Raw genomic sequence first — 23,763 nt, 5'->3', positions numbered from 1 at the left:
TCAGGATTACGCCGAAAAAGAAACCTTGTTTTATGCCGTTCATCAATGCCTGGCCAATGTGGGCCAACAGTTGAGTATCAAGTTCAGTCCCTTTAATCTAAAATAATTGAGTCGAACTACTTAATGTGATTTGGGTTAGGGTTAACCGACGAGATTAGTACCCGCTATTTTTGATGGCGGGTACTTTTGTTTTCCAGGCTTGGGAATTTTCTAGGATCGGGGGTGAAAATCTGTAATGATCTGCTTCAAATAATCGCGGTCGAGGTGGGTGTAAATCTCGGTGGTCGTGATGGATTCGTGGCCGAGCATCTGTTGCACCGCCCGCAAATCGGCCCCGCCTTCGATCAAATGCGTCGCGAACGAATGCCGGAACGTGTGCGGACTGATCTCCTTTTGAATACCGGCCGCAAGGGCCAGTTTTTTGATGGTTTTGAATACCGACACCCGCGACAGTGAACTCCCCCGCAGGTTCAGGAAAACCGTATCTTCGGCCCCTTTTTGGATCTCCAGTTGACTCCGAACGTGGTCGACGTAAAGGGTGGTGTGTTTGATAGCATCTTTACCAATCGGCACCAGCCGCATTTTGTTGCCTTTCCCGCTGATGCGGATAAAACCGACTTCGAAATAACAACTGGTCAGCCGCAAATCCAGGAGTTCGGAAACCCGCAGCCCGGAACTGTACAGCACTTCAATCATGGCGCGGTCGCGGGTGCCTGCGGGCGTGGACAGGTCAATGGCACTCAGAATGGCTTCGATTTCGGGAAAACTCAGGGTGTCTGGCAGTTTTCGGCTCAGTTTGGGGCCGTCGATGAGTTGCGTCGGGTCGGTTTGAATCTCGTTTTCCAGCAGCAAAAATTTGTAGAAGGCTTTCAAACCGGAAAGAATCCGGGCCTGTGACTGGGCCGACAAGCCGAGATCGGTCAGATAGGCCAGAAAATCGAAAATCAGGTCTTCCGTAACCTGCGTCGGCGCAACCGGGTCGCCGGTTAACGCCAGAAATTCGTGTAATTTGCTGATATCATGCAAATACGCTTCAACGGAATTTTCGGCCAGCGAACGTTCCAGTTTCAGGTAGTTTTTGAAAGCGTTAATGTAACTTTGCCACACAGTATCATCGACGGAGTACAGATTGCGAATTACGGTTTAATTCCCGGAACCGCAATCATCGGCGTCCGTAATTTGTAATGGGTCGCCCGGCGGCTCAACTCTTTTACCCATGAAACAGATTCTGATTCTAAACGGCCCTAACCTCAACCTGCTGGGGAAACGTGAACCCGAAATTTACGGCAGCCGCACCTTTGTCGACTACCTGGAAACCATCGAACAGGCGTTTCCTGACGTGCAAATCCGGTATTTTCAATCCAACCACGAGGGCGAACTGATCGATAAAATTCACGAACTGGGCTTTACCATCGACGGCATCGTGATCAATGCCGGGGCTTATACGCACACCTCCATCGCCCTGGCCGATGCACTGTCGGCGGTTCCGGCCCCGGCGGTCGAAGTGCACATTTCCAATGTCCACGCCCGCGAATCGTTCCGGCACCACAGCTATTTGTCAGCGAAGTGCAAGGGTGTTATTCTTGGACTGGGATTATTGGGGTACGATCTGGCGGTGCGGTATTTGCTGAGTTTGGAAAAATAAGAATCTATAATTCAGTAAAGTAGCAATGATTACCTTTTATCCCGGTCCGTCCAAAGTGTATCCGCAGGTGGCCGACTATGCGCAGGAGGCCATTCGGTCGGGCGTCGTGAGTCTGAATCACCGGTCTGCCGGTTTTATGGAAATTGTGAAGGAAACGCTTCGGTTGCTGCACGAAAAACTGGCAATTCCGGCGGACTATCACATTGCGTTTGTCTCATCGGCCACAGAGTGCTGGGAAATCGTTGCCCAATCGCTGACGGTGACCACGAGCCTGCATCCGTACGGGGGCGCTTTCGGGAAGAAATGGATGGAATATGCCCACCGGATCAAACCGATGATTTTGCCCGGCGAAGCGGATGTATTGTGTGTGGTGCAGAACGAAACCTCCAACGGAACGCAGGTGCGGATGGACACCCTGGCGCAGTTTCGGCGGGAATTCAGTGGTTTGATTGCCGTTGATGCGGTTTCATCGCTGGGCGGTCTCGTGTTCGACTGGTCGCTGGCCGATGTCTGGTTTGCTTCGGTGCAGAAGTGCCTGGGTTTGCCGGCGGGTCTGGCCGTGTTGATTTACTCGCCTGATGCGCTCAAACAGGCAGAGATTATCGCCGATCGGCAGTATTACAACAGTCTGTTGTTCATCCATGAAAATATCGCAAAATACCAGACGCAGTTTACCCCAAACGGATTGGGTATTTATCTGTTAATGAGAGTATTGCAGCAGGTTTCGCCCATTTCGGAAGTCGATACCCTGGTGCGCAGCCGGGCGGCTGACTGGTACGAATTGATCGAAAAAGAAACCACCTGGGAACTGCTGATCACGAATCCGGAGCTGCGGTCGGACACGGTGATTGCTGTTCAGGGGAGTGAAGAAGCCATCCGGGCCGTGAAAACCGCTGCTCAAAAAGCCGGGATTACCCTTGGCAATGGGTATGGCGACTGGAAATCGAACACCTTCCGGATTGCCAATTTCCCGGCCATTGAGGCATGGGAAATAGATGCGTTAAAACAGTTTTTGCGGGGCTACCTATGCTGAATTTCAAAGAAATTATTTCCGTCACGCTCATTCTGTTTTCGGTTATCGATGTGGTTGGTTCGCTGCCGGTCATCATCGATCTTCGGAAGAAAACCGGCAAAATTGAGTCGGAGAAAGCGACGCTGGCGTCGGCTTTGCTGATGGTGGCGTTCCTGTTTGTAGGGGAGTCCATCCTGAAGCTGTTCGGCGTCGATGTGTCATCGTTTGCGGTGGCGGGTGCGCTGATCATCTTTTTGCTGGGGCTGGAAATGATTCTGGGCCGGAACATTTTCAAAGCCGATGATCACGGGGCCGGTGCCACCCACATCGTTCCCATCGCCTTTCCGCTCATTGCCGGAGCCGGGACCATGACGACCATCCTGTCGCTGAAAGCGGAGTATGCAACCGCCAATATTCTGGTTGGTATTCTGATCAATCTCGTGCTGATTTACGCCGTTCTGAAGTCATCGGCCTGGATTGAAAACCGGCTGGGGCCGGGTGGAATCAATATTCTACGGAAGGTTTTCGGCATTATTTTGCTGGCAATTTCGATCAAACTCATCAAAAATAATTTTTAATCACTGTCATCCAGGTCAATGCAAACGCCCGATTCATTAAACGCTGTTGCCGAATTTCACCGGACTTTTCACCACCCGGTTTTAGAAACCCCTCAGATTCCGTCCGAAACCCGCTGTCAGCTCCGGGTTGCGCTACTGGCCGAGGAATTGAAAGAACTGGAAGTTGCCATTCTGGAAAAAGACCTGGTGGAAGTGGCCGATGCGCTCTGCGATTTGCAGTATGTGCTGGCTGGTGCCATTCTGGAATTCGGGCTGGGCGACCGCTTCAAAGCCTTGTTTGACGAAGTCCAGCGTTCGAACCTCAGCAAAGCCTGTCTGACGGTGCCCGAGGCCGAAGCAACCGTTCAGCACTACCAGGCAAAAGGCGTAGACTGCCACTACGTGGAGTCGGACGGCAAATACCTGGTATATCGCACAGCCGACAACAAAACACTGAAAAACGTCAATTATTCGCCAGCCTCACTGGAAGGGTTTCTGAAATAGGTAAAAAAGTCAGGCCGGTCAATCGACCGGCCTGAACCTGAAATAACCTAAATAAATTACAGATAATTGAGGGTTACCCAAACTCGTGTTCTTTTTTGGGTTTGCGAAACGAGTTGGGCGAATGATAATCGATGCGGATAGGCTTCTGCAGTTTTGTCCGAATCCACAGGATAAAAAGCGTGGCTCCGATCAGTGTGGCCCCCATACTGCCGGTATACGCCAGCATGGGAACAGCCGCGTCGATGGCCTGGAGTTCGGTGACGTACAGAGCGGCTACGTTGCCGGTGAGTTTCAGGAAAAACGTGGGCCAGATGCCGATTGTCAGAATGGAAAGGCTTGCCAGCAACGGGGAAACCAGCAGGTCATCGGGTACTTCTTTGGCGTGCGCTGCGGATTCGGAGTGGGAAGTCCCCAGAAATGCCGTTTCAAAGACTTTCCTGAAACCCATTACGGTGAGGCCGCTGATCAGAATAAGCCCTGCAAAAACCGCCCAGATCGTCAGATTCAGCATGTCGGTATGCAGGGTAAGGCCCTTGATCAGCCCCCAATAAATCAGAAATCCGGACACAAAACCGTTGAAGGGCGGCAAGCCGCAGAGCGCCAGCACACCGAGGAGGAATAGGAACGACGTTTTCGGCATGGTTCGGATCAAACCGCCTAACTGGTCAATATTCCGGGTGTGCGTAGCCCGGTAAATGGAGCCGATGCCAAAAAACAGCAGCGACTTGGACAAAGCATGGTTGGCGATATGTAAGATACCCCCCGTAAACCCCAGTGCTGCCAGGGCGGGAAGGTTAAAAGCAATGCCCACCAATCCGGCCCCGATTCCGATTCCGATGATTCCGGTATTGGTGATGCTGTTGTAGGCCAGCAATTTCTTGCCATCGTGTTGGAGAAAGGCGTTCCGGCTGCCAACCAACCCCGACAGGAGCGAAAAACCAAGGAGGAAGAAGGCAATGGGAGCCAGATCGGTATGGATATACGTTAGCACCCGCAGAATGCCGTAAAGGCCCATTTGGGTCAGTACGCCGGATAGAATGGCTGAAACGTGGGATGGTGCTGTTAACTGCGTTTGAGGGAGCCAGCTATGCATGGGAACGAACCCCGCGTAACTGCCAAATCCGATAAAAAACAGCAGAAAAACCGGTAATGGCTTGTGGGTCATGAAATAAGCACTGAGGCTATCGAAACCGTAAGAATGCGCCTGCGAACCGGCGATCAGCAAGGCCATCAGGATGAACACAAACCCCATTTGAATCTGGAGCAGGTAAGCATAACCGGTTTTTAAAATATCTTTCCGTTCGCCCTCGAAAACCACCAACCCAAATGCGGCCACGGCCATCAGCTCCCAGGAAACCAGAAATGCGGTTCCGCCACGCAGGGTGCAAACCAGAATCATAGACAGATGGAGCCACAGGAGTGCCAGGTGATGAAACGACAGTTGGCAGTCCGATTGGATTTGCCGATACAGTTTCAGATAGCCGTTGGCATACAGCACGCCCATGAGTACGGTCAGGCTGATGACACCCAGGAAAAAAGCCGACAGGCTATCGATGTTGACGGGTAAAAGCAAACCGGCCCGTTCCAGCAGATTGAATTGCATCAGCCTACCGGCCGACAGTGCGCGGAAAGCCCAGGAAGAAGCCGTAACAATGAGGAGAATATGGAGAAACAGGCTGAAGTAATACTTCGTCTGCCCCCGGAACAAAAAGACGCCCAGGCTACTTGTAGCAGTAAGGATGAAAACAGCAGACTCCATGTACAAGTGGCTTGTAACTCTGAAGTCAAAGGTGACGAAACGCTGTTAAAAGTGAATTAAGGTCAAGTTAAAAACGGGTTAAATTGGCCCGTTGTGCTTATTCGTCGAGTTCAAAAGCTACCGGTTTTTCGGTTGTAATGATCTTTCGAACCGGTACGGTTACTTCCACGGAGGTGCCTTTTCCGGTTTCCGACTCTACCCGAATCTGGCCTTTGTGGATGGTAATGATGCGGTGGGTGAGGGCCAGCCCGATGCCGTGTCCGATGATGCCGGAGGTGGTTTCGGAACGGAAGAAGGGCTCAAACAAATGGGGAATGTCTTCCGGCGGAATGCCGTATCCGTGGTCGGTAAACGTCAGTCTGATGTCGTCTTCGCCCGCGTTTAGGGTCACCACCATGTGCCGGTCTTTCGAATATTTACAGCCGTTTTCGATCAGGTTCTGAAAAGCCATTTGCAGGAGGGATTCTTCGCCCATCACAATCAGTTCTTCTTCGTTGCCGGGGAGTTTTTCGTATTCGATATCGATCCGGTATTCTTCATTCTTTTGCAACAACCGGCTGCGCCCCTGCCAGAGCACCTCGTCGATCCGCACCGGTTTGAACGACAGCGTGGCTGCGTCGGCATTCACCCGCGCCAATTCGAGCAGACCGTTGACCAGGCTGTTCATTTTTTTGCCTTCTTCCAGCACACTTTCCAGGGCCTGTTTGTATTCGTATTCCTTGCGGGGTTGCATCAGTGCCACATCGACCTGACCCATCATCACCGTCAGCGGGGTGAGCAGTTCATGGGAGGCATGGGAAACGAAGTTTTTCTGAAGAATAAACGCCTGCTCCAGTCGTTCGAGCATTTCATTGAACGTTGCCGCCAATTTGGCCAGCTCGTCCTTGGGACTTCCGATGCGCAGCCGGGCGTAGATGTTGGTGGCTGAAATATCGTTGACCTGATCGATGATGTCGGAAACTGGTTTGAGTGCATCGCCGGCAAAAAACCACCCCGCCAGCAGCACGATGCCCATGCTGACGATCCAGCTAATGACCAGAATATCCCGCAGCCACTCAATTTTGGTAAAACCGTAGCGGTCGATGGCCGTTGCCACCACCACCAGGATGCGGTTGTGGCGGTCGGTAAACCGGACGCCGAGGGTTTCCACCATGCCGTTGCGCCTGAAAATTTCCTTGCCATTCCGAACCTGTTCCAGAAATTGGAGAGAAACTACCTCCCGTTTGGAATCGGTCGAGTGCAGAATCCGGTTATCGGGCAAAAAGATGGTCACGTGTCCTTTGTAGAGCGACATGTAATTCAGTTCGATCTGCTGCAGCATTTTGTCAGTAATGCCCCTTACCTCTACATTTTCCAACAACTGGGCGGTTGCAAACGCATTCTGTCGGAGACGGTCATAAAACTCCCGTTCGCGGTACTGATCGAATAAATAATAAATGGTGAGAGAAAACAGCAGGATGATGGAACCAACCAGCAGCGCAAAAAGGACAGTTAGCCGGGTTCTGATGTTCATGGCAGTTAGGCGAAAGGAGACTGCGGGTCGCTATTCCTCTTTTAACATATATCCCATCCCGATGACGGTATGAATGAGTTTGACCGGGAAGTCTTTATCAACTTTTTTGCGCAGGAAATTGACATACACATCGATGACGTTCGTGCCGGTGTCGAAGTGAATGTCCCACACCTTTTCGGCGATGTCGATTCGGGAAACAACCCGGCTCCGGTTGCGCATCAGGTATTCCAGCAACGCAAATTCTTTGGCGGTGAGTTCAATTCGCTTGCCGCCCCGCCGGGCAATTTTTTCGTTCAGATCCAGCTCCAGATCGGCTACTTTCAGGAGGTTCGACTGCTGGCTCGTGTCGATCATTCGTTTGCTTAAGGCGCGCAGCCGGGCCAGCAGTTCACGGAACTCGAAGGGTTTAACCAGATAATCGTCGGCACCCGCTTCAAAACCGGCCACTTTATTATCGAGCGAACCCATTGCCGTCAGCATCAGAATGGGTGTTTTGATGTTTTCGGAGCGTAACGATTTTGCCAGGTCGTAGCCGTTTATTTTCGGAACATTCACATCCAGGACAATCACATCATAACTGTTGCTCAGGGCCATCGTTCGTCCAATTTGCCCATCAAATGCCACATCAACCTCAAACGACTGTTCTTCCAGGCCCTTTTTTACGAACGAAGCGAGTTTAGGCTCGTCTTCTACTACCAGAATTTTCATACTTGCTGAGACTAGCTTACCCCGAAGTGAATAAATCAAGGTCGAAATACCATATATAACGCAATAAAACAAAAAAGCTACCCGAAATATATGTTCAGGCAGCTTTTTTCATCCTATCCACACCATTCAAAGCTAATTCGCATCAGCTTTGAAGTTCAACCTCCCTGTTGTAAGAAACTAGCTGACTTACAGCGGAAATTTGATGGTCAAAAGTAGAGGGGGTAGATTAAACCGAAGTTAAAGACAGGTTAAAATCAGGTGAAAAGCCGGACGGATATAAAACAAAAAAGCTATCCGAGACTGCCCGAATAGCTTTCCGACTATATCCACACCATTTAAAAACAGCCGCCCGTTCAGGCTTAGGCTGTTTTTGGTTGCGACCCGATCAGCAACCGGGTCTATATCTTTAATATGTTGTTTCTACAATTAGTATGCAAATATAATAGTTGTTTACAGCATAGACATTAAAATTTCTCCAAAAAATCAAAGAAAACTACTTAGTTATTTTCTGGCTTCCCCTGAAACCAGTTTGATTTTGTTGGAAAACCGCGATTCTGCTGGTAGAAATGCCGTTTTTTAGGCATTTGGCAAAATCTGCCGGTGAATTGACAACCACAAGTTGCAGATAAATTGAGTAACAAAAAAGCGAAACGTCAGGATTACCGACGTTTCGCTCTATTTCATAGCGTTGAGTAAATCAAATGAGTGGGATGGAAGCCCCGGTTTGAACCCGTGGCCAACAGTCCACTTAGTCGACTTTGAGCGACTGCTTGGCAGAATCTACACCACTGTGTGCCTTGTTGGCCAGGTTGTCGACGTTGTCGTTGAACTTTTCTTTTTTGGTTTCGCTTTCATCCTGCAGTTTCCCGGTCCACTGGTTCACCTGTGATTTCACCTGCTCAACCTGGGTTTTCACCTGCTCGACGCCCTTGTTCCATTGATCCTGAAGATCTTTCGTGCGTTTATCAGCTTCATCCTGAATCCACTGCCGACTTTCCTGGCCGCTCTTGGGGGCCGTCAAAATGCCTGCTACTACGCCTGTGATGAACCCTAACAGAAAATCTCTTGAACTTTTCATGGTGTTTCCTAATTTATGTTTGCGACGTATGAAGGTAGCAAATTAAGTAATTAATGTTTAGAATTGCGTTCAACCCGTTCAACCGCGCCTTTCGTCCGGGAAGCTACCGTATCTACGGCATCATTGTATTTTGATGACAGGTTATCCCGGGCATCGTCATACTGATTGCGAATGCTGTTGAATCCATTCGCGATGGTGTCCTGTAGATCCTTCAGAAATTTATCAGAATCATTTGTAATTTTCTTGCGGGTATCTTTCCCACTGCGCGGTGCCAATAAAAGACCCAAGGCTGCACCTGTCAATATCGCAACGACCAGTCCACTGAAGTTCGGTTTCATAACCTTTCAAACGGTTTAAGTGAAAAACTACCGCTCACGGCGGATAACATTGCCTTTATAGAAAAATTCGTACCACACTGCATCGCTAGCTCTAAAATAATAAGTTAAGCGATTGATTACCAGTATAATTTAATTTTATTTTCGAGTTTATTCAAAATAGCTCATTTTCGGGATATTGAGGAATAATTTCTACAAACTGTAGAAACCAATTGCTGCTTGACCCCGAACGTTTTGTGAGGCTGGTCGATTCGGCCCGGAACGTGACGGATTAAATTCGGCATTGAGCGGGAGGTCGGAAATGGAAATAACAAAAAATCCCTGCACTCAAATCTGATGCAGGGATTCCGTACCCACCGTAACTTGTACTTAACCTAAAATGAAACCACCTAAACCTAAACGTATCGCTTCCCGTACTTTTTGAAGCGATTGTATCGATGTTTTATTGGCCCAAAGGCCAACGGCGTTTTTAAATGATGTGAGAATATCAGACTCCCCTGCCGCGGATAACGCGGAGGAGGATTGCAACGATTGCTATTACGAGTAAGATGTGGATTAAATTATTGCCTGCAATGCCGGTACCGAGTATGCCAAAAAAACCCAAAGCCCAGATAATGATCAATATTACTGCGACTGTGTAAAGTAAGTTTCCCATAGCGTTCGGTTCAAGGTCAAAATGTTTAAGTAATCGATGCTTCTGCTTGCTTTGTATGAAAATCTTATGCCAAATGCTTCGTTCGAAATATACTATCATCAAAAAATACAAGAATTGATTGATTTGTAGGAACTTTCCTCGAAAAATGATTGCCTGTTGATTCGTATAGATCAGAGCCGGAAAAGATCGGTTGTAGAGAAAAATCTACAGGTGTAGAAATTAGTGTAGAAAAAAAACATCTGATTGCAAAACCGGAAAATATTTATTCAGGCGTTTTGGAGGAATGGTTGGCTATTTTTTAATTACCTAAGCATTAATTTTGTGTTAAATTGGACTGCTGAGCGGGATTTGATAAGATGTGTGAATTTTAGGCACATTATTATCTATAGGTTAATCCGACGTAATAGTAGAAATATGGAAAACGGGACAAAACTGTGGAGAGCATGAGGGGCTGGCAAACCGGGAGTCAATATAAGCCGGTATTATCAAATATGACGAATACGAAACGAGTACTTATCGTCGACGACGAAGCGGATATTTGTCTATTGCTTTCCGGTTTATTAAAGCGAATGGGTTATCAGCCGACCTGCGCGAACTTTCTGGAAGAGGGTCGTCAACGATTGGCCCAACAGGCTTACGATGCGGTATTTCTGGATTTGAGTTTGCCCGACGGCGTTGGTTTCGAATTGTTGTCTCACATCCGAACGAGCACAACCAACACGAAAGTAATCATGATCAGCGCTTTTGATGGGATTGCGGAACGCAAACGTGCTTCGCAGGAAGGAGCCGATTATTTTATCGGGAAACCTTTTAATCGCAAGACCATCGAACAAGCTTTACAATATATCCAAGTTTAGTTAACTTTATCCCCTCATTAAGTAACTGGGCGCTGTAACTGTCCCTCTATGGAAAGAATCTTAATCGTTGACGATAATACGGATATATGCCTGCTTTTAGAACGATTTTTGTCAAAACAAGGATATAAGACGGCTTCTGTTCAACGAGGAGATGACGCCTTGACTCTGCTGCGAAAAGACCCGTTCGAACTGGTTATCTGCGATTTCAAGCTCCCCGATGTCGATGGTCTTGAAATGTTACGCCGGATAAAAATCCTCGACCCTACCACGGCGGTTATCATCATCACCGGATACTCCGACGTTCGAATGGCGGTGCAAACGGTGAAGCACGGTGCATATGACTATGTTACCAAACCGCTTTTTCCGGACGAAATCCTGTATACTATCAAAAGTGCCCTGGACCGGCGTAGCCAAAAGACCGATGCCCGGTCGATCGGCGTTGCCTCTGCCGACGACGGGGACGATACGCCCGAAACAAGTCCGGTAAAACCGCCCGCCCGGGCCGCCAAAACCGCCACCCTCGTCAGTGGTGGCAAACGGTTTATCTTCGGAAAAAGCCGGTCGGCCGAAATGCTTCAGAAACACATCGACCTCATTGCGCCTACCAACATGTCGGTGATCATCACCGGCGAAACCGGAACGGGGAAGGAGTTTGTCGCCAATGCCATCCACCAGAAAAGCAAGCGGGCCGGTAAACCGTTTGTCGCCATCGACTGCGGAGCCCTGTCCAAAGAACTGGCGGGGAGTGAACTGTTTGGCCATACCAAAGGTGCTTTTACGGGCGCGATGTCTGATAAGATGGGCAGCTTCGAATATGCCAACGGAGGTACGTTGTTTTTGGATGAGATTGGCAATCTCTCGTATGAGAATCAGATCAAACTCCTGCGCGTTTTGCAGGAGCGAAAAATACGCCGGATTGGTAGTAATACCGACATTGTCGTCGATGTCCGCATTCTGGTTGCTACCAACGAAGACCTTCGCGAAGCCGTTCGGCAGGGCCGTTTCCGGGAAGATATTTTCCACCGTCTGGACGAATTCCGCATCGAGCTGGCTCCCCTGCGTGAACGCAAGGCCGACATTCTGCTTTTTGCTGACCACTTTCTGGAAATCGCCAACGAACAGTTGGAGAAAAATGTCCTGGGCTTCGACGATGAGGTGAAAGATAAACTAAAAGAATATTATTGGCACGGTAATTTGCGTGAAATTCAGAACGTTGTGAAGCGGGCCGTTCTGCTGTCACAGGGCGATTTCATTACGCTGGATTGCCTGCCCTATGAGATTATCTCTCCTACCTATGTGATGGAAGAAAACGGTTCGGCAGTTTCGACCGTTGCTCCCGCCAACAATCTTAAATCCGTGTCGGAAAATGCCGAACGGGCGGCCATTATCAAAGTTCTAGAGAAAACCGGCTACAACAAAACCAAAGCCGCCGAAGTGCTGAACATTGACCGTAAGACCCTTTATAACAAGCTAAAAGCGTACGATATTCACCTGTGATAAGCTCGTTTTGCCCCTGCATCCGATCCGTCAGCGGATACAGGGGCAATCGGGATATATTAGAACGCAAAACCCAGTGAAACCTGGCCAACGGCGTTTTTCGCTTTTCCCATGAGCAAACGGGCCGCACCATCTTTCGCCACTGGCTGCAGACCCTGTCCGTAGCGCAATCCCAGCAGGGCTTTTCCGAAGTAAATATTCAAACCGCCGGCAATACCATAATCCAGGGTGTTGAAATTGTCACGGTTGATGTTGCGATAGTCAGAACCGAAGTCACCGTCTGTCGTTACCTTCGAACTTACCAGATAGGACGCATACGGTCCGGCCTGTAGATCGACGGAATTGCCCAGCTTAAACGTGGCCAGAACCGGCAGTTCCACGTAATTCAGGTTAAAATTGTTCTTGCCGGTATTTCCCAGCAGGTTATAATTGGCCGAAACACCCTTGGTAGTATATTGAAGTTCGGGCTGAATGGCGAAGAATGAGGTTACCGGGATCTGAGTAAAAAGACCGACGTGAAAACCAATTCGTTCATTGCGATCATCGACGTTGTCCAGGTAGAGTGTGCTGGCATTCAAGCCGCCTTTAATTCCGGTCCGGGGTGTTGTCTGGGCCGAGATTTTTAAAACCGATAGGCTGCTAACCAGAACAGAGGCAACTAACATTCTAACAATCGGGATTTTCATGGCATATAATAGGTTTGTTATACGCATCAGTTGTTGACAATTTTATGCCAAAGCACAAAGTGGTGAATGGTTTATCAGTAATGGGTTGACAATCAGCTATATTTAGTTTATTGTTGAATTTGGTTACAACTGGTTTGAACCTGGGCGGGAAGCGGTTTTTGTGGAAGATCCTACTCAAAGTGTAGAAGACAGGAAGTAAGATTTGCCCGTTTCGAAAAACACCAGAAATAGAAACTTGTTTCTTTATACGAGGAAAGTAGGTACACTTTTGCCTTTATTGGGACAAAGACCCTGTGATCTCATTCGATATCCACTCAAATGACTAATAAATCTTTGCATACCAGCATATTGATTGCTGACGACGATGCCGATGACCGCCTTCTGATCGAACAGGCGTTTCGGGAATGTAACCTGACATCGGAATTACACTTTGTGGAAGATGGGGAAGAACTCATGAATTTTCTGTACCAGCGGGAGCCGTATGCATCGGCTCTGCGCCCCAGCCTGATTCTGCTCGATTTGAACATGCCCCGAAAAAACGGAATTCAGGCACTGCGTGAAATCAAGGCTAACGAGCAATTCCGGCAAATCCCGGTCGTTGTATTAACAACCTCGACGGCCGAAGAAGATATTCTGCGAACCTACGATTTGGGGGTCAGTTCCTACATCTCCAAACCGTTTGATTTTAGTACGTTACTCGACATCACAACCACCATAAAAAAATACTGGATTGACACCGTTTCCCTACCTGATGACTCAACCCGATGAACTCTCGGAAAAACCCATCCGGGTACTGCTGGTTGAGGATGATGAAGACGATTTTGTCCTGACGAAATCCCTGGTTTCTACCCGCGACAATGCCAACATCCACCTCGATTGGGTCAGTGATTTTAACTCGGCACTCGAGCATATTTACCAAAATGCCTACGATGTGTATCTGGTCGATTACCGCCTGGGCGAACGAACCGGTATTGAGCTGATTCACGAAGCGTTTAAGGCCGGATGCCAGACGCCGATGATATTGCTGACGGGGCAGGATGATCTGGAAGTGGATTATTCGGCCCTCAAACTGGGTGCAGCCGATTATCTCGTGAAAGGCCGGATCGACGCCCAACTGCTCGGCCGAAGCATTCGCTATGCCTTGCGGCAGGCCAATGTGGTGGGCGAACTGGCCGAAAAGGAAAATAAATACCGTTCGCTGTTCGAACGATCGATCGATGCCATTTTTGTTACCGACCGCAACTTTGAGTTTCAGGAGATCAACCCTTCCCTGGAAAAACTGACGGGGTATTCGGACGAGGAACTGCGGAAAATGAACGTTAGTGAACTGTTTGATAAAGCAGAGGTGTATGAGCAGTTGCGCCGACAAATTGATGAGTCGGAGCAGGTGAAAGATACCGAGATTGTGCTGGTCAGCAAAGACCGAAAACGGATCGACTGCCTGCTTTCGGTCGTTGCCATACCCGACAAGGGGGGCGTTACCAACTGGTATCAGGCCATCGTGCGGGATGTTACCCAGCAAAAGAAAGCCCAGCGCGATCTGTTGATTGCCGAAAAGCTGAGCATGACCGGCCAGATTGCCCGCAGCATTGCCCACGAGGTGCGGAATCCGCTGACCAACCTGCACCTGGCCCTTGAGCAATTGAAAGAAGATTTACCCCCCGATGACCCGGGCTTATCACTCTACATCAACATCATCCGCCGAAATGCCGAGCGCATCGGTCAGTTGATCACCGAGATGCTCAACTCGTCGAAACCGCGCGATCTGGAATTGACGTCGCACAACCTGAACGATGCTGTACGGGATACGTTGTATCTGGTTCATGACCGGCTGCAACTCAAAGGCATGAAACTGGTGACTGATTTCACCACCGAAGACTGTGCCGTTCCGCTCGATAAAGAACAGTTTAAAACCGCCTTGCTCAATATTTTGATCAACGCTGTGGAAGCGATGAAGGAAATGACCGGGGTGCTGACGGTAAAAACCATTCCCATTAATGAACGGGCCATCATGGTTTGTGTGGAAGACAACGGTTCTGGGATTTCGGAAGCCAATCGCCAACGGCTTTTCGATCCGTTTTTTACCGGAAAACAGGGCGGTATGGGACTGGGTTTAACAACAACACAAAATATCATCAACAGCCACCGGGGTTCGATTGAGGTCGAAAGTCAGGAAGGGCAGGGGACAACATTTCGACTCATTTTCCCCAAGTGATCAAAGTGTAAACCGACAACGCAAAGTACCCGTGGCCTCTGAGAAATTCGGAGGCCATTTTTTATGGATTTAGCTGTGGATTTTCATACACAGTGAGGAAACCATTTTCTACAAACCGCCGGAAGTGGCACGGCGGAATTTTGTGTTTTATCAAGAATTTTCTCTTGAATATGATTGATTATCAGTGCGGTAGGATTAGGGAAATTGATCGTCTAATGGGGAATTCAATCTGGCATAATTATCTCAATACAATTGGCATCAACAAGCGATAAAGAACATGGTCTGGAATCAAACCCATTTCCCCGCAGCAATGCGTTCGCTACCGCCCAGCGTTCGCGCCAAGGCGATTGAGATTGCCAACTCGCTTCTGGAACAGGAAGTGCCTGACAAGAAAGAAGCGATTTCAACCAGTATCTACGAAGCCCGCGCCTGGGCGCGCCAACGGTTTATGGAATCCCGTCAGGTGGCCTAAGGTAAAAGCGATTCGTACTCCACACCATTATTTTTAATCACAGTTCATTTTGTAGAAGTCGTTTAACCCAGGAAAATTGAAGCGTTATGATCTGGAAGAAAAACATTTACGACACGTTGGTAGGCTGTGCGACGGCTTGCGATGAATACGCCACGGAATTGTCGCGTCAGCAGGACATTGAGGAGCTCTATCGCTGTATTTTCCTGAGTCTGGATTGCTCGGATCTCTGTCGTCAGGTGGCGGTTTTATACGTCCGGGGTTCCGAAAACACGCGGCTTCTGGCCCGAACCTGCATCGAAGTATGCGAAAAGTGTGCTGAAGAATGTGAACGGATGAGTGCCGAACGCGCCTGCCAGATTGCCACAACCTGCCGTCAGTGCATCCGTGTTTGCATGACCATTCTGGAGATGACCCTCCGGCCCGATACAGAAACTGAGACGTCACGTACGCTGTTTGTTGCGCTCGGCCGTCAGGAAATGCTCTATAACTAGCTGGTCAGGAAACTGGCACAACTGGTAACAAAAACGGTGCTGGTATTTCAACCAGCCGGGCCATCGGCCATCGGGAAATTCTGTCGGTAAACGAGTCGTTGTGAGCAGTATGGAAGTGGCAAATGAGACAACATACGTTCAGGTGGGAAACAAAAGTGGACGCGTTAAAACAGATTGTGAATCCCCGGTGCAGAAAACACATAGAAACTGGCTATACGAAAGCTGCGCCAGCCCTTCTAAAACGTTCATTCCGATGAAGACCCTGAACTGGTCATCAACACCGTTATAGATATTCAAAAGTGATGGGCCGGTTGTTTTAGCGAAAGCTAAATTACAACCGGCTTTTATTCTTCCTTAAATCAACAACAATATGGAAACGATAAAAGAACGGAGTGCGGGGATGGAGAAGGTTAGCAAATTGATCAACGACATTCGGATTGGCATGTTGACCACCCAGGACGAAAGCGGCAAGCTGGTAAGTCGTCCGATGGCCGTGATGCAGGTCGATGAAAACGGTGATTTGTGGTTTCTAACGAAAGAAAACTCCCCAAAAACCGATCAGATCGACCAGAACTACCAGGTGAATGTCGCTTTTGCCAACGTGTCGGATGCCTCGTATGTGTCCGTGAGCGGCACGGCACAGGAATTGCAGGATCGGGCAAAAATTGAAGAACTGTGGTCACCTATGGCCAAACCGTGGTTTCCCGAAGGCAAAGATGACCCGTCGTTGTCCCTGCTGAAAGTGCATACCGAAACGGCTGAGTACTGGGATTCCAGTTCAAGCCGGATGGTGCGGCTTTTTGAAATGGCCCGGGCAGCTTTGACCGGTGACACCTACCAGGAAGGTGAAAACAAACTGGTTGAAAACCGATAATCTATTACTCTATAAAAAAGCGGAATGCCGGTCTGAAGAGACCGGCATTTTTTTGCTTTGCCCTTTGAAAACATACCCGATATGATTGTTAAAAACACCGATTTTGGTTGGGAATTGATTCACCAGCAGGCCCATGGGTTGCTGGCGGTCAAGATTGCGATGCACTGGAACCCGGCCAAAAGACCGGAACGATGGGTGGAAACGCTCGTAGCCCTGACCGAACACGACGATGGGCAGGAACCCTGGGAAGGTCGGAATCACCTCACGGCAGCGGGCGCACCGATGGATTTTCGGATCGAAGAATACGCCGTGGGTCAGGCCCGGCGAATGGTTGAAATCGCACTGGAAAAAAGCCGATGGAATGCCCTGATGGTGTCGAAACATGCCACCTTTCTCTATGAGTCCCTAACTGATCAAAGCGCGGAGCTGAACGCGTTTCTGGAACAGCAGAAACAGAACCAGAAGACGTGGCTGCGGCAGATGAAACTTTCTAAAAAGGAGGTTGACTATGCATATGCCTTCATTCAGTGGTGCGATGCCCTGTCGCTCATTCTTTGTCAGGGCCTGATTCCGGAATATGGCCGTCGGCTGGAAATCAGTCCCGGCCCGGATGGTGTTATCTACTACATTTTTCAACGTCCTGACCAAACCGTATGCGTTGATCCCTGGCCCTTCGAGAGTCCGGGATTTTCACTGCAAATCGAAGCCTACCAATTGCAGCAACTCAGTTACAAAGACGACGCCGAGTTGTACGACTGCATTCAGAAAGCATCGATTGAAGAGAAGGAATGGCGTTTTAAAAACGAATGATGGCGGGGCCGCCCACGCGGTGATGAATGATGAACGATGAATGGGCTTTGCCGTCGACCATTCATCGTTCATCATTCATCACCCATCATTCATCACTCTTTCAGCTTCAGAAACACCACCGACCGGCCCTGAATTTCGAAGGGCTCACGGGCGGAAACTTCCTGTTGAACAGGCGTATCGGTAGCCGTATTCACCAAGACCTGCCATTTGGATTTCCGGCCGGGTTTCGGTAGTTGGAACGACAAGGGTTCCCAGAACGCGTTGAACAGGATCAACAACCGGCCTTCGCCAATCGGATCGCCGTTTTCGTCCTGCTCATCCACCTTGGTGCCATCGATCAGCAAACCCAGACAGCGGGTAATACCATCGTTCCAGTTTTGGTCGGTCATTGGTTTTCCGTCGTTGCGAAGCCAGGTTATCTCCTCCGTGCGGTAAAACTTCCGGCGACGCAGCAGCGGCAGTTCCCGACGCAAGGCGGTAAGCTGGCGGGTAAAATCGAACAAAGCCTGTTGATCGGCCGTCCACTCCCAGTTGAACCAGCTAATTTCATTGTCTTGACAATAGGCGTTGTTGTTGCCCTGCTGGGTCCGGCCACATTCGTCGCCCATCACCAGCATCGGCGTTCCCTGGCTCAGGAGAAGGGTCGCTAAAAACGCTCGTTTTTGCTGTTCACGCGCCCGAACAATGGTCTCGTCGTCGGTCGGGCCTTCTGCGCCCATATTCCAGCTCAGGTTATCGTTGGCGCCATCCTTGTTATCCTCTCCATTGGCCTCATTGTGCTTGTCGTTGTAGCTCACCAGGTCATTAAGCGTATAACCGTCGTGGGCCGTAATCAGGTTGATGCTGTTGGCAGGCTGGCGACCGTCGTTGTAGAGGTCGGGGCTTCCCAAAAACCGCGCGGCCAGTTCGCCGGCCAGTCCAGTGTCGCCCTTCCAGAATCCGCGAACGCAATCCCGGTATTTGCCATTCCACTCCGACCAGTTGACCGGAAAATTGCCGACGTGATACGACTGCACATCCCAGGGTTCGGCAATCAGTTTGACGCGCGACAGAACCGGATCTTGCTGAATGGTTTCCAGGAAGGATGACAACTGACCGGCGGCCGTCAGGCTGTGCGCCAGAGCCGTGGCCAGATCGAACCGGAAACCGTCGACGTGCATTTCGTTTACCCAGTAGCGCAGGCTGTCCATCACGAGTTGCAGCGTACGCGGGTGATTCATATTCAGCGTATTGCCCGTGCCGGTATAATCCATGTAGTAGGTTTCATTGCCTTCCACGAGCCAGTAGTAAGCCGGGTTATCAATGCCCCGGAACGACAGTGTCGGCCCGTGCTGGTTGCCCTCGGCGGTGTGGTTATAGACCACGTCCAGAACAACTTCGATACCGGCCTTGTGCAAGGCCTTTACCATCTCCTTGAATTCATTGACGGCGTGGCCGATTTTATCTTTCGAGGCATATTCGCTATGGGGGGCAAAATACCCGATTGAGTTATAACCCCAGTAACTTTCGCCCGTAAACTGGTGAACCGGCATCAGCTCCACCGTCGTGATTCCCAGCGATTTCAGATACTCCGTAACCTCGGGACGACCCAGACCGGCGTAAGTTCCGCGGATTTTCTCCGGTAATTCAGGGTGCAGTTTCGTAAACCCTTTCACGTGTAATTCGTAAATCACGGAGCGATTGAGTGGAATGTCCGGATGTTGGTCATCTTCCCAGTCGAAGGTGGAGTCGATCACCACCGACTTCGGTACGAAAGGGGCGCTGTCGTCTTCCTGCGGTTTCGAAAACCGGTCTTCATCCTGGTTGTTCGGATCGAAGCCCAGTTGAGCCAGGTTGCTTTCAATAGGCCCACTGATGGCTTTGGCATACGGATCCAGCAGCAGTTTATTCGGATTGAACACGAGACCCTGGGTGGGTTCAAACGGCCCTTCCACGCGGTAACCGTACAATTGGCCGGGCTGGATGGCATCCAGGTAGATGTGCCAGATCTGTTCGGTGCATTCCGTCAGCGGAATTCGCCGGGTTTCTTTGGCCGGGTCTTCCGCGTCGAACAGACATAAGATAACGCCGGTTGCGTGTTCACTAAACAGGGCGAAGTTAACGCCTTCGCCATCCCATGTGGCGCCCAGTGGGTAAGGCTTTCCCGGTCTGGAATGAATCTCATCCGGGTTTTCTACAGTATTGGTGGTTTCCATAATATTAATTCAGTTTCCGGGGCCATTGAATCAGGTTCCGCTGCGGTTTTGAAAATGCTTGTGCGGTTTTTAAGTCAATCCTGGCAAGGGCTGGCCGGCCTATTGATCAACAATTCGTGGATTTAGATTGTTTTTGGATACAAAAAAAAGTCCCGAATCCACTGGATCCGGGACTTTTTACCTTTCACCTGGAAAGGTTATACAACATTGGCCAGACGGGCCATCGACGCATGGGCCGATTCGATCCGTTCTTTCTGACGCAGCAGCAGTTCGCGGGTGCTGGCCGCCAGGCTGGTGCTTTGCAGAATTTCCTGGTAATCTTCCAGGGCCTGTCCGTCTCCGCGTTTGCATTCTTCCACCACGGCTTTGTCGTCGTTGCCGGTAAAGGTGGTTTTGATATTGATCCAGGCGCGGTGCAGATCGGCGGTGAGGCTCGTGCTGTTTTCGGGATCTCCGCCCAGAGTGCGGATTTCGCGGTCGATCTCCGTGGCGTATTCGTTGCGCTGCCGCGACTGTGTCAGAAACAAACTCTTCAGTTCAGCATCTTTTACATTCTCAGCGGCTTCCTGATAGCCTCGTTCTCCGTCACGTGTACGCGTCAATAGCGTGTTCAACCGGTCTAGAATTTCGCTGTGTGTGTTTCCTACTTCCATAACGTTTAAAAAGAAAAGTGATTAGCATACGCCCGATCCCTGACGGACCGGGCGTATAGGTTTAACTGTTTATATTTCCAATTGTTCCGCGTTCGGCGGCTTTTCTTAGCTTATCGTTTGCATAGATGGCTACCTCGACCCGGCGGTTTTGCTGACGGCCTGAAACGCTGCCATTGTCGGCCAGCGGCTGGCTTTCACCATAGCCTTTCTCCGTCAAACGGTTGGCTTTTATGCCTTCCGACTGTAGCAGCCTGGCTACAGTTTTGGCCCGGCGTTCCGACAGTTTCAGGTTGTGCTGGTCGGAACCGGTATTGTCGGCATGGCCTTCAATCAAGACTTCCGTATCGTTGTACTTCTTCAGAGTCTCGGCCAGTTTGGTCATGTTTTCCCGATTCGCAGACTTCAGTTTATATTGATCCACGTCGAACAGGAAGTCGGAGTCAAAGGTGATTTTGATCCCCTCGCCCACGCGTTCGATGCGGGCGTTTTCGAGTCGCCGGCGAAGTTCTTCCGCCTGCTTATCCATTTGACGGCCGATCAATGCCCCCCCTGCGCCACCCACCGTAGCACCCAGAATCGCACCCACGGCGGTATTGCCTGATTTCCGGCCAATAAGGCCACCCGCAACTGCCCCCGCACCAGCTCCGATGATGGCACCGCGCTGGGTATTATTCGTGTTTTTTCGAATTGATTTACATCCTGTCATTGTACCAGCCGCAAGCATGCTCCCGGCTACTACCAGTGCCACCGCTCTCATTGTACGCAATTGTAAAGAATGGCTGTGTTTGATCATGGTAAATTGAAACATTGGTTCGTCGCACCAAGGCCAAAAGCCGTACCACTTGTAAAAATAGGGGTCACTATCACGTTTTTAAAGTATTTAAGTTGCTGAAAATGAGTTAATTGTGTTTATGGCTAGTTTGCCGCTCAGCCGTACAGCAGGTCAGCTGTCTGTGGGGAATCAGGGCTACACAAGCTGGTGGCTGGGGAAGTCTTTCTACACAATACTGTATACAAATAGTAACATAATCATATTTTTATGGAAAGAATAATTACTCAGTTTATCATAAAAAAATGTTAGTTTTTGGTAGATTGCCGATTCAATTATTTCATTAATATTGTCTTATTTTACTAAACGGTTACAAAAGGAAAATAATTGGCTTGATTTGTGCAAGTAGACAACCCATAGTGAACTGTTTACTCTACGTGTATGTATTCTCGAGATTCAACAATTACGTTACGGTTACGGCGGAGCGTGGCTTTTCCGCGCCTTGCTGAGATGTTGAAAGAAGCACGGCAATCAGAATTTAAGACATTGATGCAGGCAATTGATTGCGCGAATAATCGCTATGTAAAGGGAAGTGACCACTGGATTTTGCGCGGAGATAACGGGGTTTATTGGGTCGTTCGGCCACGGGTGGCTGAATATCTGGTAAACGCCGGGTATGAGTTGGCTTTCGGAAGATAAGACCTTACAAAAGGCAGAAGGGGTGAAAGTGGAAAAAGAGCAAAACTTTTTCTACTTTCACCCCTTCTGCTTTAGACCGATACCGAGATGAAACTACCTCAGGGATTGTGGGTGAGCTTAGTGAGTAGTTGGCTCCTGACGGGATGTATGGCATCCCATTGCCCGATTAAAAGTTGCCACGTAAAAATGGAACACCAGCACGGCGGGCGCGTGTACAGAGGAACGGTTTTGGGAACCATGCACAGCCCGACCTGGTGGTTCTCCAACCGCAAAGGAGCCGGAGCCTCTTCCTCCATGGCGAGTGACCGCAAAGGACTGAAAAAGGATAAAAGCAACGGAAAACAGAAGAAAGTCAAAAAGCAATTCCGCTGGGAGAGGGTATAATTAGTTAAGAGTTAAGAGTTAAGAGTTAAGAGTTAAGAGTTAAGAGTTAAGAGTTAAGAGTTAGCCAACTCTTAACTCTTAACTCTTAACTAATAAACCCGTACCGTGTGGCTGCCACGGGCGACACTGATTTTGCCCGGCATTTTCTCCAGCGACGGTTTGTCGCCTTTGGTCACTTTCCAGAACTCGATACCGCCGGAACGGTCGCCATAATCGAGGTATTCGGAAACCGCCACGGCAATGGCACTGCCACTCTTGTCGAACTCGACGCTCTGGGGCATGATGCCTTCAAACGGATACTCATTCGCCAGGGTCAGTTTTCCTTCCTTGTCGAGTCCATACACCGACAGGGAGCTTTTTCCGGCCCCTGCATGGCCGAACGGCTGGTAGGACTGCCCGGAATTGGCCACAATCACCATAGAGCCATCGGGGCTGATGGTCAGGGCTTCGGCACTTTCGCCCGAAGCAGTTTGAGAAACCACTTTGTGTTCACCCGGCGTATCCTCAGTGCTGAACTGTACCACAAACAACTCACCTTTGCCGGCTCCCTGCGCGTTGGCTCCCTTCTTGATGTCGGAAACCAGGAAGAATTTACCGTCGGGCGAGAATTTGCCGGTGGCTGGCAAACCACCTACTTTGATGGGTTTGCCGTGGGGAACGATATTCGGTTTTTTGGCCGCATCGAGTGAATATTTCATCAAGCCAACTTCCTGCGTATCTTCAATCACGTAGGCAAGGAAGTCACCGGCCGGGCTCCACACCAGATCCGTAATGCGTGCCCCCGGAACCGGGGAAGGGGCCGTGATCACCCGCTTGGGCGTACCGGTATTGTCGATTTCAATCAACCGCATTTCTTTACCGGCATCACCCGAAGCCACGGCGAGGGTGTTGCCCTGCGGGTTGATGGTGATGGCCGTCGGCAGGTTGCCGACGCTGACCACTTTCGCAGTCGGTTTGGCCGGTGCGAGGTCGACAATAAACATTCGGGCTGCGGCCGGCATCTCTTTCACACCGCCTTTCAGCGTGGAGACGCTGTCGCCCAGTTGGCCGCGTCCTTCCAGCACATACGCGAAGCGCCCGTTGGGGGTCACAACAGCGGCTTTGTCATACAGCGCCGAGGAGTTGGAAATGGGGGCGGTGGTAATGTTTTGCCCATTTCGGTCGAGAGGAAATTTAACGATCGTCAGTGCGTCACGGCTGGTTTTGCTTTTGTACAAGTTGCCGTCGGCCAGGGCGGAAGCCGCCATATCGGCATCGGACAGAACAACAATTCCTTTGGCCGTAAACTGAATGGGTTCCTGCTGGGCGAAGACCCCCGTGGTCAATAAAGAGGCAAGGGCAACCAAACTCTGTTTTTTCATGCTGCAAATAGAAGGGTTATAGCTTTGGATATTA

Annotated in this window: 25 protein-coding genes; 13 read left to right on the top strand and 12 right to left on the bottom strand. The window is 49.9% G+C overall.

The features are described from left to right. Window positions 1-210 precede the first annotated feature (210 nt). Window positions 211-1,107, bottom strand: a complete 897-nt coding sequence (xerD, locus tag ACS5NO_RS13705) for a site-specific tyrosine recombinase XerD (RefSeq protein WP_439415668.1) — start codon at window positions 1,105-1,107, stop codon at window positions 211-213. Window positions 1,108-1,216: 109 nt separating this feature from the next. On the opposite strand from xerD, the gene aroQ reads away from it, so the two are divergent. From aroQ to ACS5NO_RS13685, 4 genes are read left to right on the top strand one after another with little or no spacing between them, the layout of a single operon-like run. Beyond that, window positions 1,217-1,645, top strand: coding sequence for a type II 3-dehydroquinate dehydratase (gene aroQ / locus ACS5NO_RS13700; protein WP_114405031.1), 429 nt, complete (start codon window positions 1,217-1,219; stop codon window positions 1,643-1,645). A gap of 25 nt (window positions 1,646-1,670) precedes the next feature. Continuing rightward, window positions 1,671-2,678, top strand: a complete 1,008-nt coding sequence (locus ACS5NO_RS13695; protein WP_439415667.1) for an aminotransferase class V-fold PLP-dependent enzyme — start codon at window positions 1,671-1,673, stop codon at window positions 2,676-2,678. Beyond that, on the top strand, window positions 2,672-3,235 hold the full coding sequence (locus ACS5NO_RS13690; RefSeq protein WP_138992385.1) for a MarC family protein: 564 nt from the start codon (window positions 2,672-2,674) through the stop codon (window positions 3,233-3,235). The genes ACS5NO_RS13695 and ACS5NO_RS13690 overlap by 7 nt, the downstream gene beginning before the upstream one ends. Before the next feature lie 18 nt (window positions 3,236-3,253). Further along, window positions 3,254-3,718 carry a pyrophosphohydrolase domain-containing protein gene (locus tag ACS5NO_RS13685; RefSeq protein WP_439415666.1) on the top strand — a complete coding sequence of 155 codons (465 nt, stop codon included), beginning with the start codon at window positions 3,254-3,256 and terminating at the stop codon, window positions 3,716-3,718. Between the two features lie 73 nt (window positions 3,719-3,791). Here the strand turns inward: ACS5NO_RS13685 and ACS5NO_RS13680 are convergent, their stop codons facing one another. The 6 genes from ACS5NO_RS13680 to ACS5NO_RS13655 form a co-directional block, all read right to left on the bottom strand. Continuing rightward, window positions 3,792-5,477 (bottom strand): proton-conducting transporter transmembrane domain-containing protein, encoded by a 1,686-nt coding sequence (locus ACS5NO_RS13680; RefSeq protein WP_439415665.1) that lies wholly within the window; start codon window positions 5,475-5,477, stop codon window positions 3,792-3,794. Window positions 5,478-5,574: 97 nt separating this feature from the next. Further along, window positions 5,575-6,990 (bottom strand): HAMP domain-containing sensor histidine kinase, encoded by a 1,416-nt coding sequence (locus ACS5NO_RS13675; protein WP_439415664.1) that lies wholly within the window; start codon window positions 6,988-6,990, stop codon window positions 5,575-5,577. Window positions 6,991-7,020: 30 nt separating this feature from the next. Next, window positions 7,021-7,698, bottom strand: a complete 678-nt coding sequence (locus tag ACS5NO_RS13670) for a response regulator (protein ID WP_439415663.1) — start codon at window positions 7,696-7,698, stop codon at window positions 7,021-7,023. Between the two features lie 748 nt (window positions 7,699-8,446). Then, a complete protein-coding gene (locus ACS5NO_RS13665; RefSeq protein WP_138992381.1) occupies window positions 8,447-8,776 on the bottom strand; it encodes a YtxH domain-containing protein in 330 nt (109 codons plus the stop codon). A 50-nt stretch (window positions 8,777-8,826) separates the two neighbouring features. Then, on the bottom strand, window positions 8,827-9,114 hold the full coding sequence (locus ACS5NO_RS13660; RefSeq protein ID WP_114405023.1) for a YtxH domain-containing protein: 288 nt from the start codon (window positions 9,112-9,114) through the stop codon (window positions 8,827-8,829). Window positions 9,115-9,598: 484 nt separating this feature from the next. After that, window positions 9,599-9,766, bottom strand: a complete 168-nt coding sequence (locus ACS5NO_RS13655; protein WP_114405022.1) for a lmo0937 family membrane protein — start codon at window positions 9,764-9,766, stop codon at window positions 9,599-9,601. Between the two features lie 491 nt (window positions 9,767-10,257). Here ACS5NO_RS13655 and ACS5NO_RS13650 point away from each other — a divergent pair, with 491 nt between their 5' ends. Further along, on the top strand, window positions 10,258-10,623 hold the full coding sequence (locus ACS5NO_RS13650; RefSeq protein WP_114405021.1) for a response regulator: 366 nt from the start codon (window positions 10,258-10,260) through the stop codon (window positions 10,621-10,623). A gap of 48 nt (window positions 10,624-10,671) precedes the next feature. Beyond that, window positions 10,672-12,120 carry a sigma-54-dependent transcriptional regulator gene (locus ACS5NO_RS13645; protein ID WP_439415662.1) on the top strand — a complete coding sequence of 483 codons (1,449 nt, stop codon included), beginning with the start codon at window positions 10,672-10,674 and terminating at the stop codon, window positions 12,118-12,120. 59 nt (window positions 12,121-12,179) lie between these two features. Here the strand turns inward: ACS5NO_RS13645 and ACS5NO_RS13640 are convergent, their stop codons facing one another. Further along, complete coding sequence (locus tag ACS5NO_RS13640) at window positions 12,180-12,806, bottom strand: porin family protein (RefSeq protein WP_439415661.1); 627 nt, start codon at window positions 12,804-12,806, stop codon at window positions 12,180-12,182. Window positions 12,807-13,124: 318 nt separating this feature from the next. Here ACS5NO_RS13640 and ACS5NO_RS13635 point away from each other — a divergent pair, with 318 nt between their 5' ends. The 6 genes from ACS5NO_RS13635 to ACS5NO_RS13610 all read left to right on the top strand — a co-directional run bounded on the left by ACS5NO_RS13635 (window position 13,125) and on the right by ACS5NO_RS13610 (window position 17,668). Further along, window positions 13,125-13,574, top strand: a complete 450-nt coding sequence (locus tag ACS5NO_RS13635; RefSeq protein WP_439415660.1) for a response regulator — start codon at window positions 13,125-13,127, stop codon at window positions 13,572-13,574. Next, window positions 13,558-15,021, top strand: a complete 1,464-nt coding sequence (locus tag ACS5NO_RS13630; protein WP_439415659.1) for a two-component system sensor histidine kinase NtrB — start codon at window positions 13,558-13,560, stop codon at window positions 15,019-15,021. The genes ACS5NO_RS13635 and ACS5NO_RS13630 overlap by 17 nt, the downstream gene beginning before the upstream one ends. A gap of 310 nt (window positions 15,022-15,331) precedes the next feature. Beyond that, window positions 15,332-15,493 (top strand): DUF2188 domain-containing protein, encoded by a 162-nt coding sequence (locus tag ACS5NO_RS13625; protein ID WP_229312076.1) that lies wholly within the window; start codon window positions 15,332-15,334, stop codon window positions 15,491-15,493. A gap of 86 nt (window positions 15,494-15,579) precedes the next feature. Then, window positions 15,580-15,984, top strand: a complete 405-nt coding sequence (locus tag ACS5NO_RS13620) for a four-helix bundle copper-binding protein (protein WP_138992375.1) — start codon at window positions 15,580-15,582, stop codon at window positions 15,982-15,984. A 370-nt stretch (window positions 15,985-16,354) separates the two neighbouring features. Next, window positions 16,355-16,858, top strand: a complete 504-nt coding sequence (locus ACS5NO_RS13615; protein WP_439415658.1) for a pyridoxamine 5'-phosphate oxidase family protein — start codon at window positions 16,355-16,357, stop codon at window positions 16,856-16,858. Window positions 16,859-16,939: 81 nt separating this feature from the next. Beyond that, window positions 16,940-17,668, top strand: a complete 729-nt coding sequence (locus ACS5NO_RS13610) for a DUF3891 family protein (protein WP_439415657.1) — start codon at window positions 16,940-16,942, stop codon at window positions 17,666-17,668. Between the two features lie 92 nt (window positions 17,669-17,760). Here ACS5NO_RS13610 and glgX read toward each other — a convergent pair whose 3' ends face one another. From glgX to ACS5NO_RS13595, 3 genes are all read right to left on the bottom strand, one after another. Beyond that, complete coding sequence (gene glgX, locus ACS5NO_RS13605; RefSeq protein ID WP_439415656.1) at window positions 17,761-19,863, bottom strand: glycogen debranching protein GlgX; 2,103 nt, start codon at window positions 19,861-19,863, stop codon at window positions 17,761-17,763. A 197-nt stretch (window positions 19,864-20,060) separates the two neighbouring features. Then, window positions 20,061-20,516 (bottom strand): ferritin-like domain-containing protein, encoded by a 456-nt coding sequence (locus ACS5NO_RS13600; protein ID WP_114405012.1) that lies wholly within the window; start codon window positions 20,514-20,516, stop codon window positions 20,061-20,063. 61 nt (window positions 20,517-20,577) lie between these two features. Further along, window positions 20,578-21,309 (bottom strand): YiaD family glycine zipper/OmpA-like lipoprotein, encoded by a 732-nt coding sequence (locus tag ACS5NO_RS13595; protein ID WP_500684147.1) that lies wholly within the window; start codon window positions 21,307-21,309, stop codon window positions 20,578-20,580. A 762-nt stretch (window positions 21,310-22,071) separates the two neighbouring features. On the opposite strand from ACS5NO_RS13595, the gene ACS5NO_RS13590 reads away from it, so the two are divergent. After that, entirely contained in the window at window positions 22,072-22,368 is a 297-nt protein-coding gene (locus tag ACS5NO_RS13590; RefSeq protein ID WP_439415654.1) for a hypothetical protein, read from the top strand. Between the two features lie 89 nt (window positions 22,369-22,457). On the opposite strand, the gene ACS5NO_RS13585 is transcribed toward ACS5NO_RS13590, so the two are convergent. After that, window positions 22,458-23,729, bottom strand: coding sequence for a lactonase family protein (locus tag ACS5NO_RS13585; protein ID WP_138992369.1), 1,272 nt, complete (start codon window positions 23,727-23,729; stop codon window positions 22,458-22,460). Window positions 23,730-23,763 lie beyond the last annotated feature (34 nt).

This window comes from Larkinella fluvii (genome assembly GCF_051857545.1).
GTDB lineage: Bacteria > Bacteroidota > Bacteroidia > Cytophagales > Spirosomataceae > Larkinella.
Note: the sequence above shows the minus strand (reverse complement) of the source record. Positions and strands in the feature narration are given on the sequence as shown.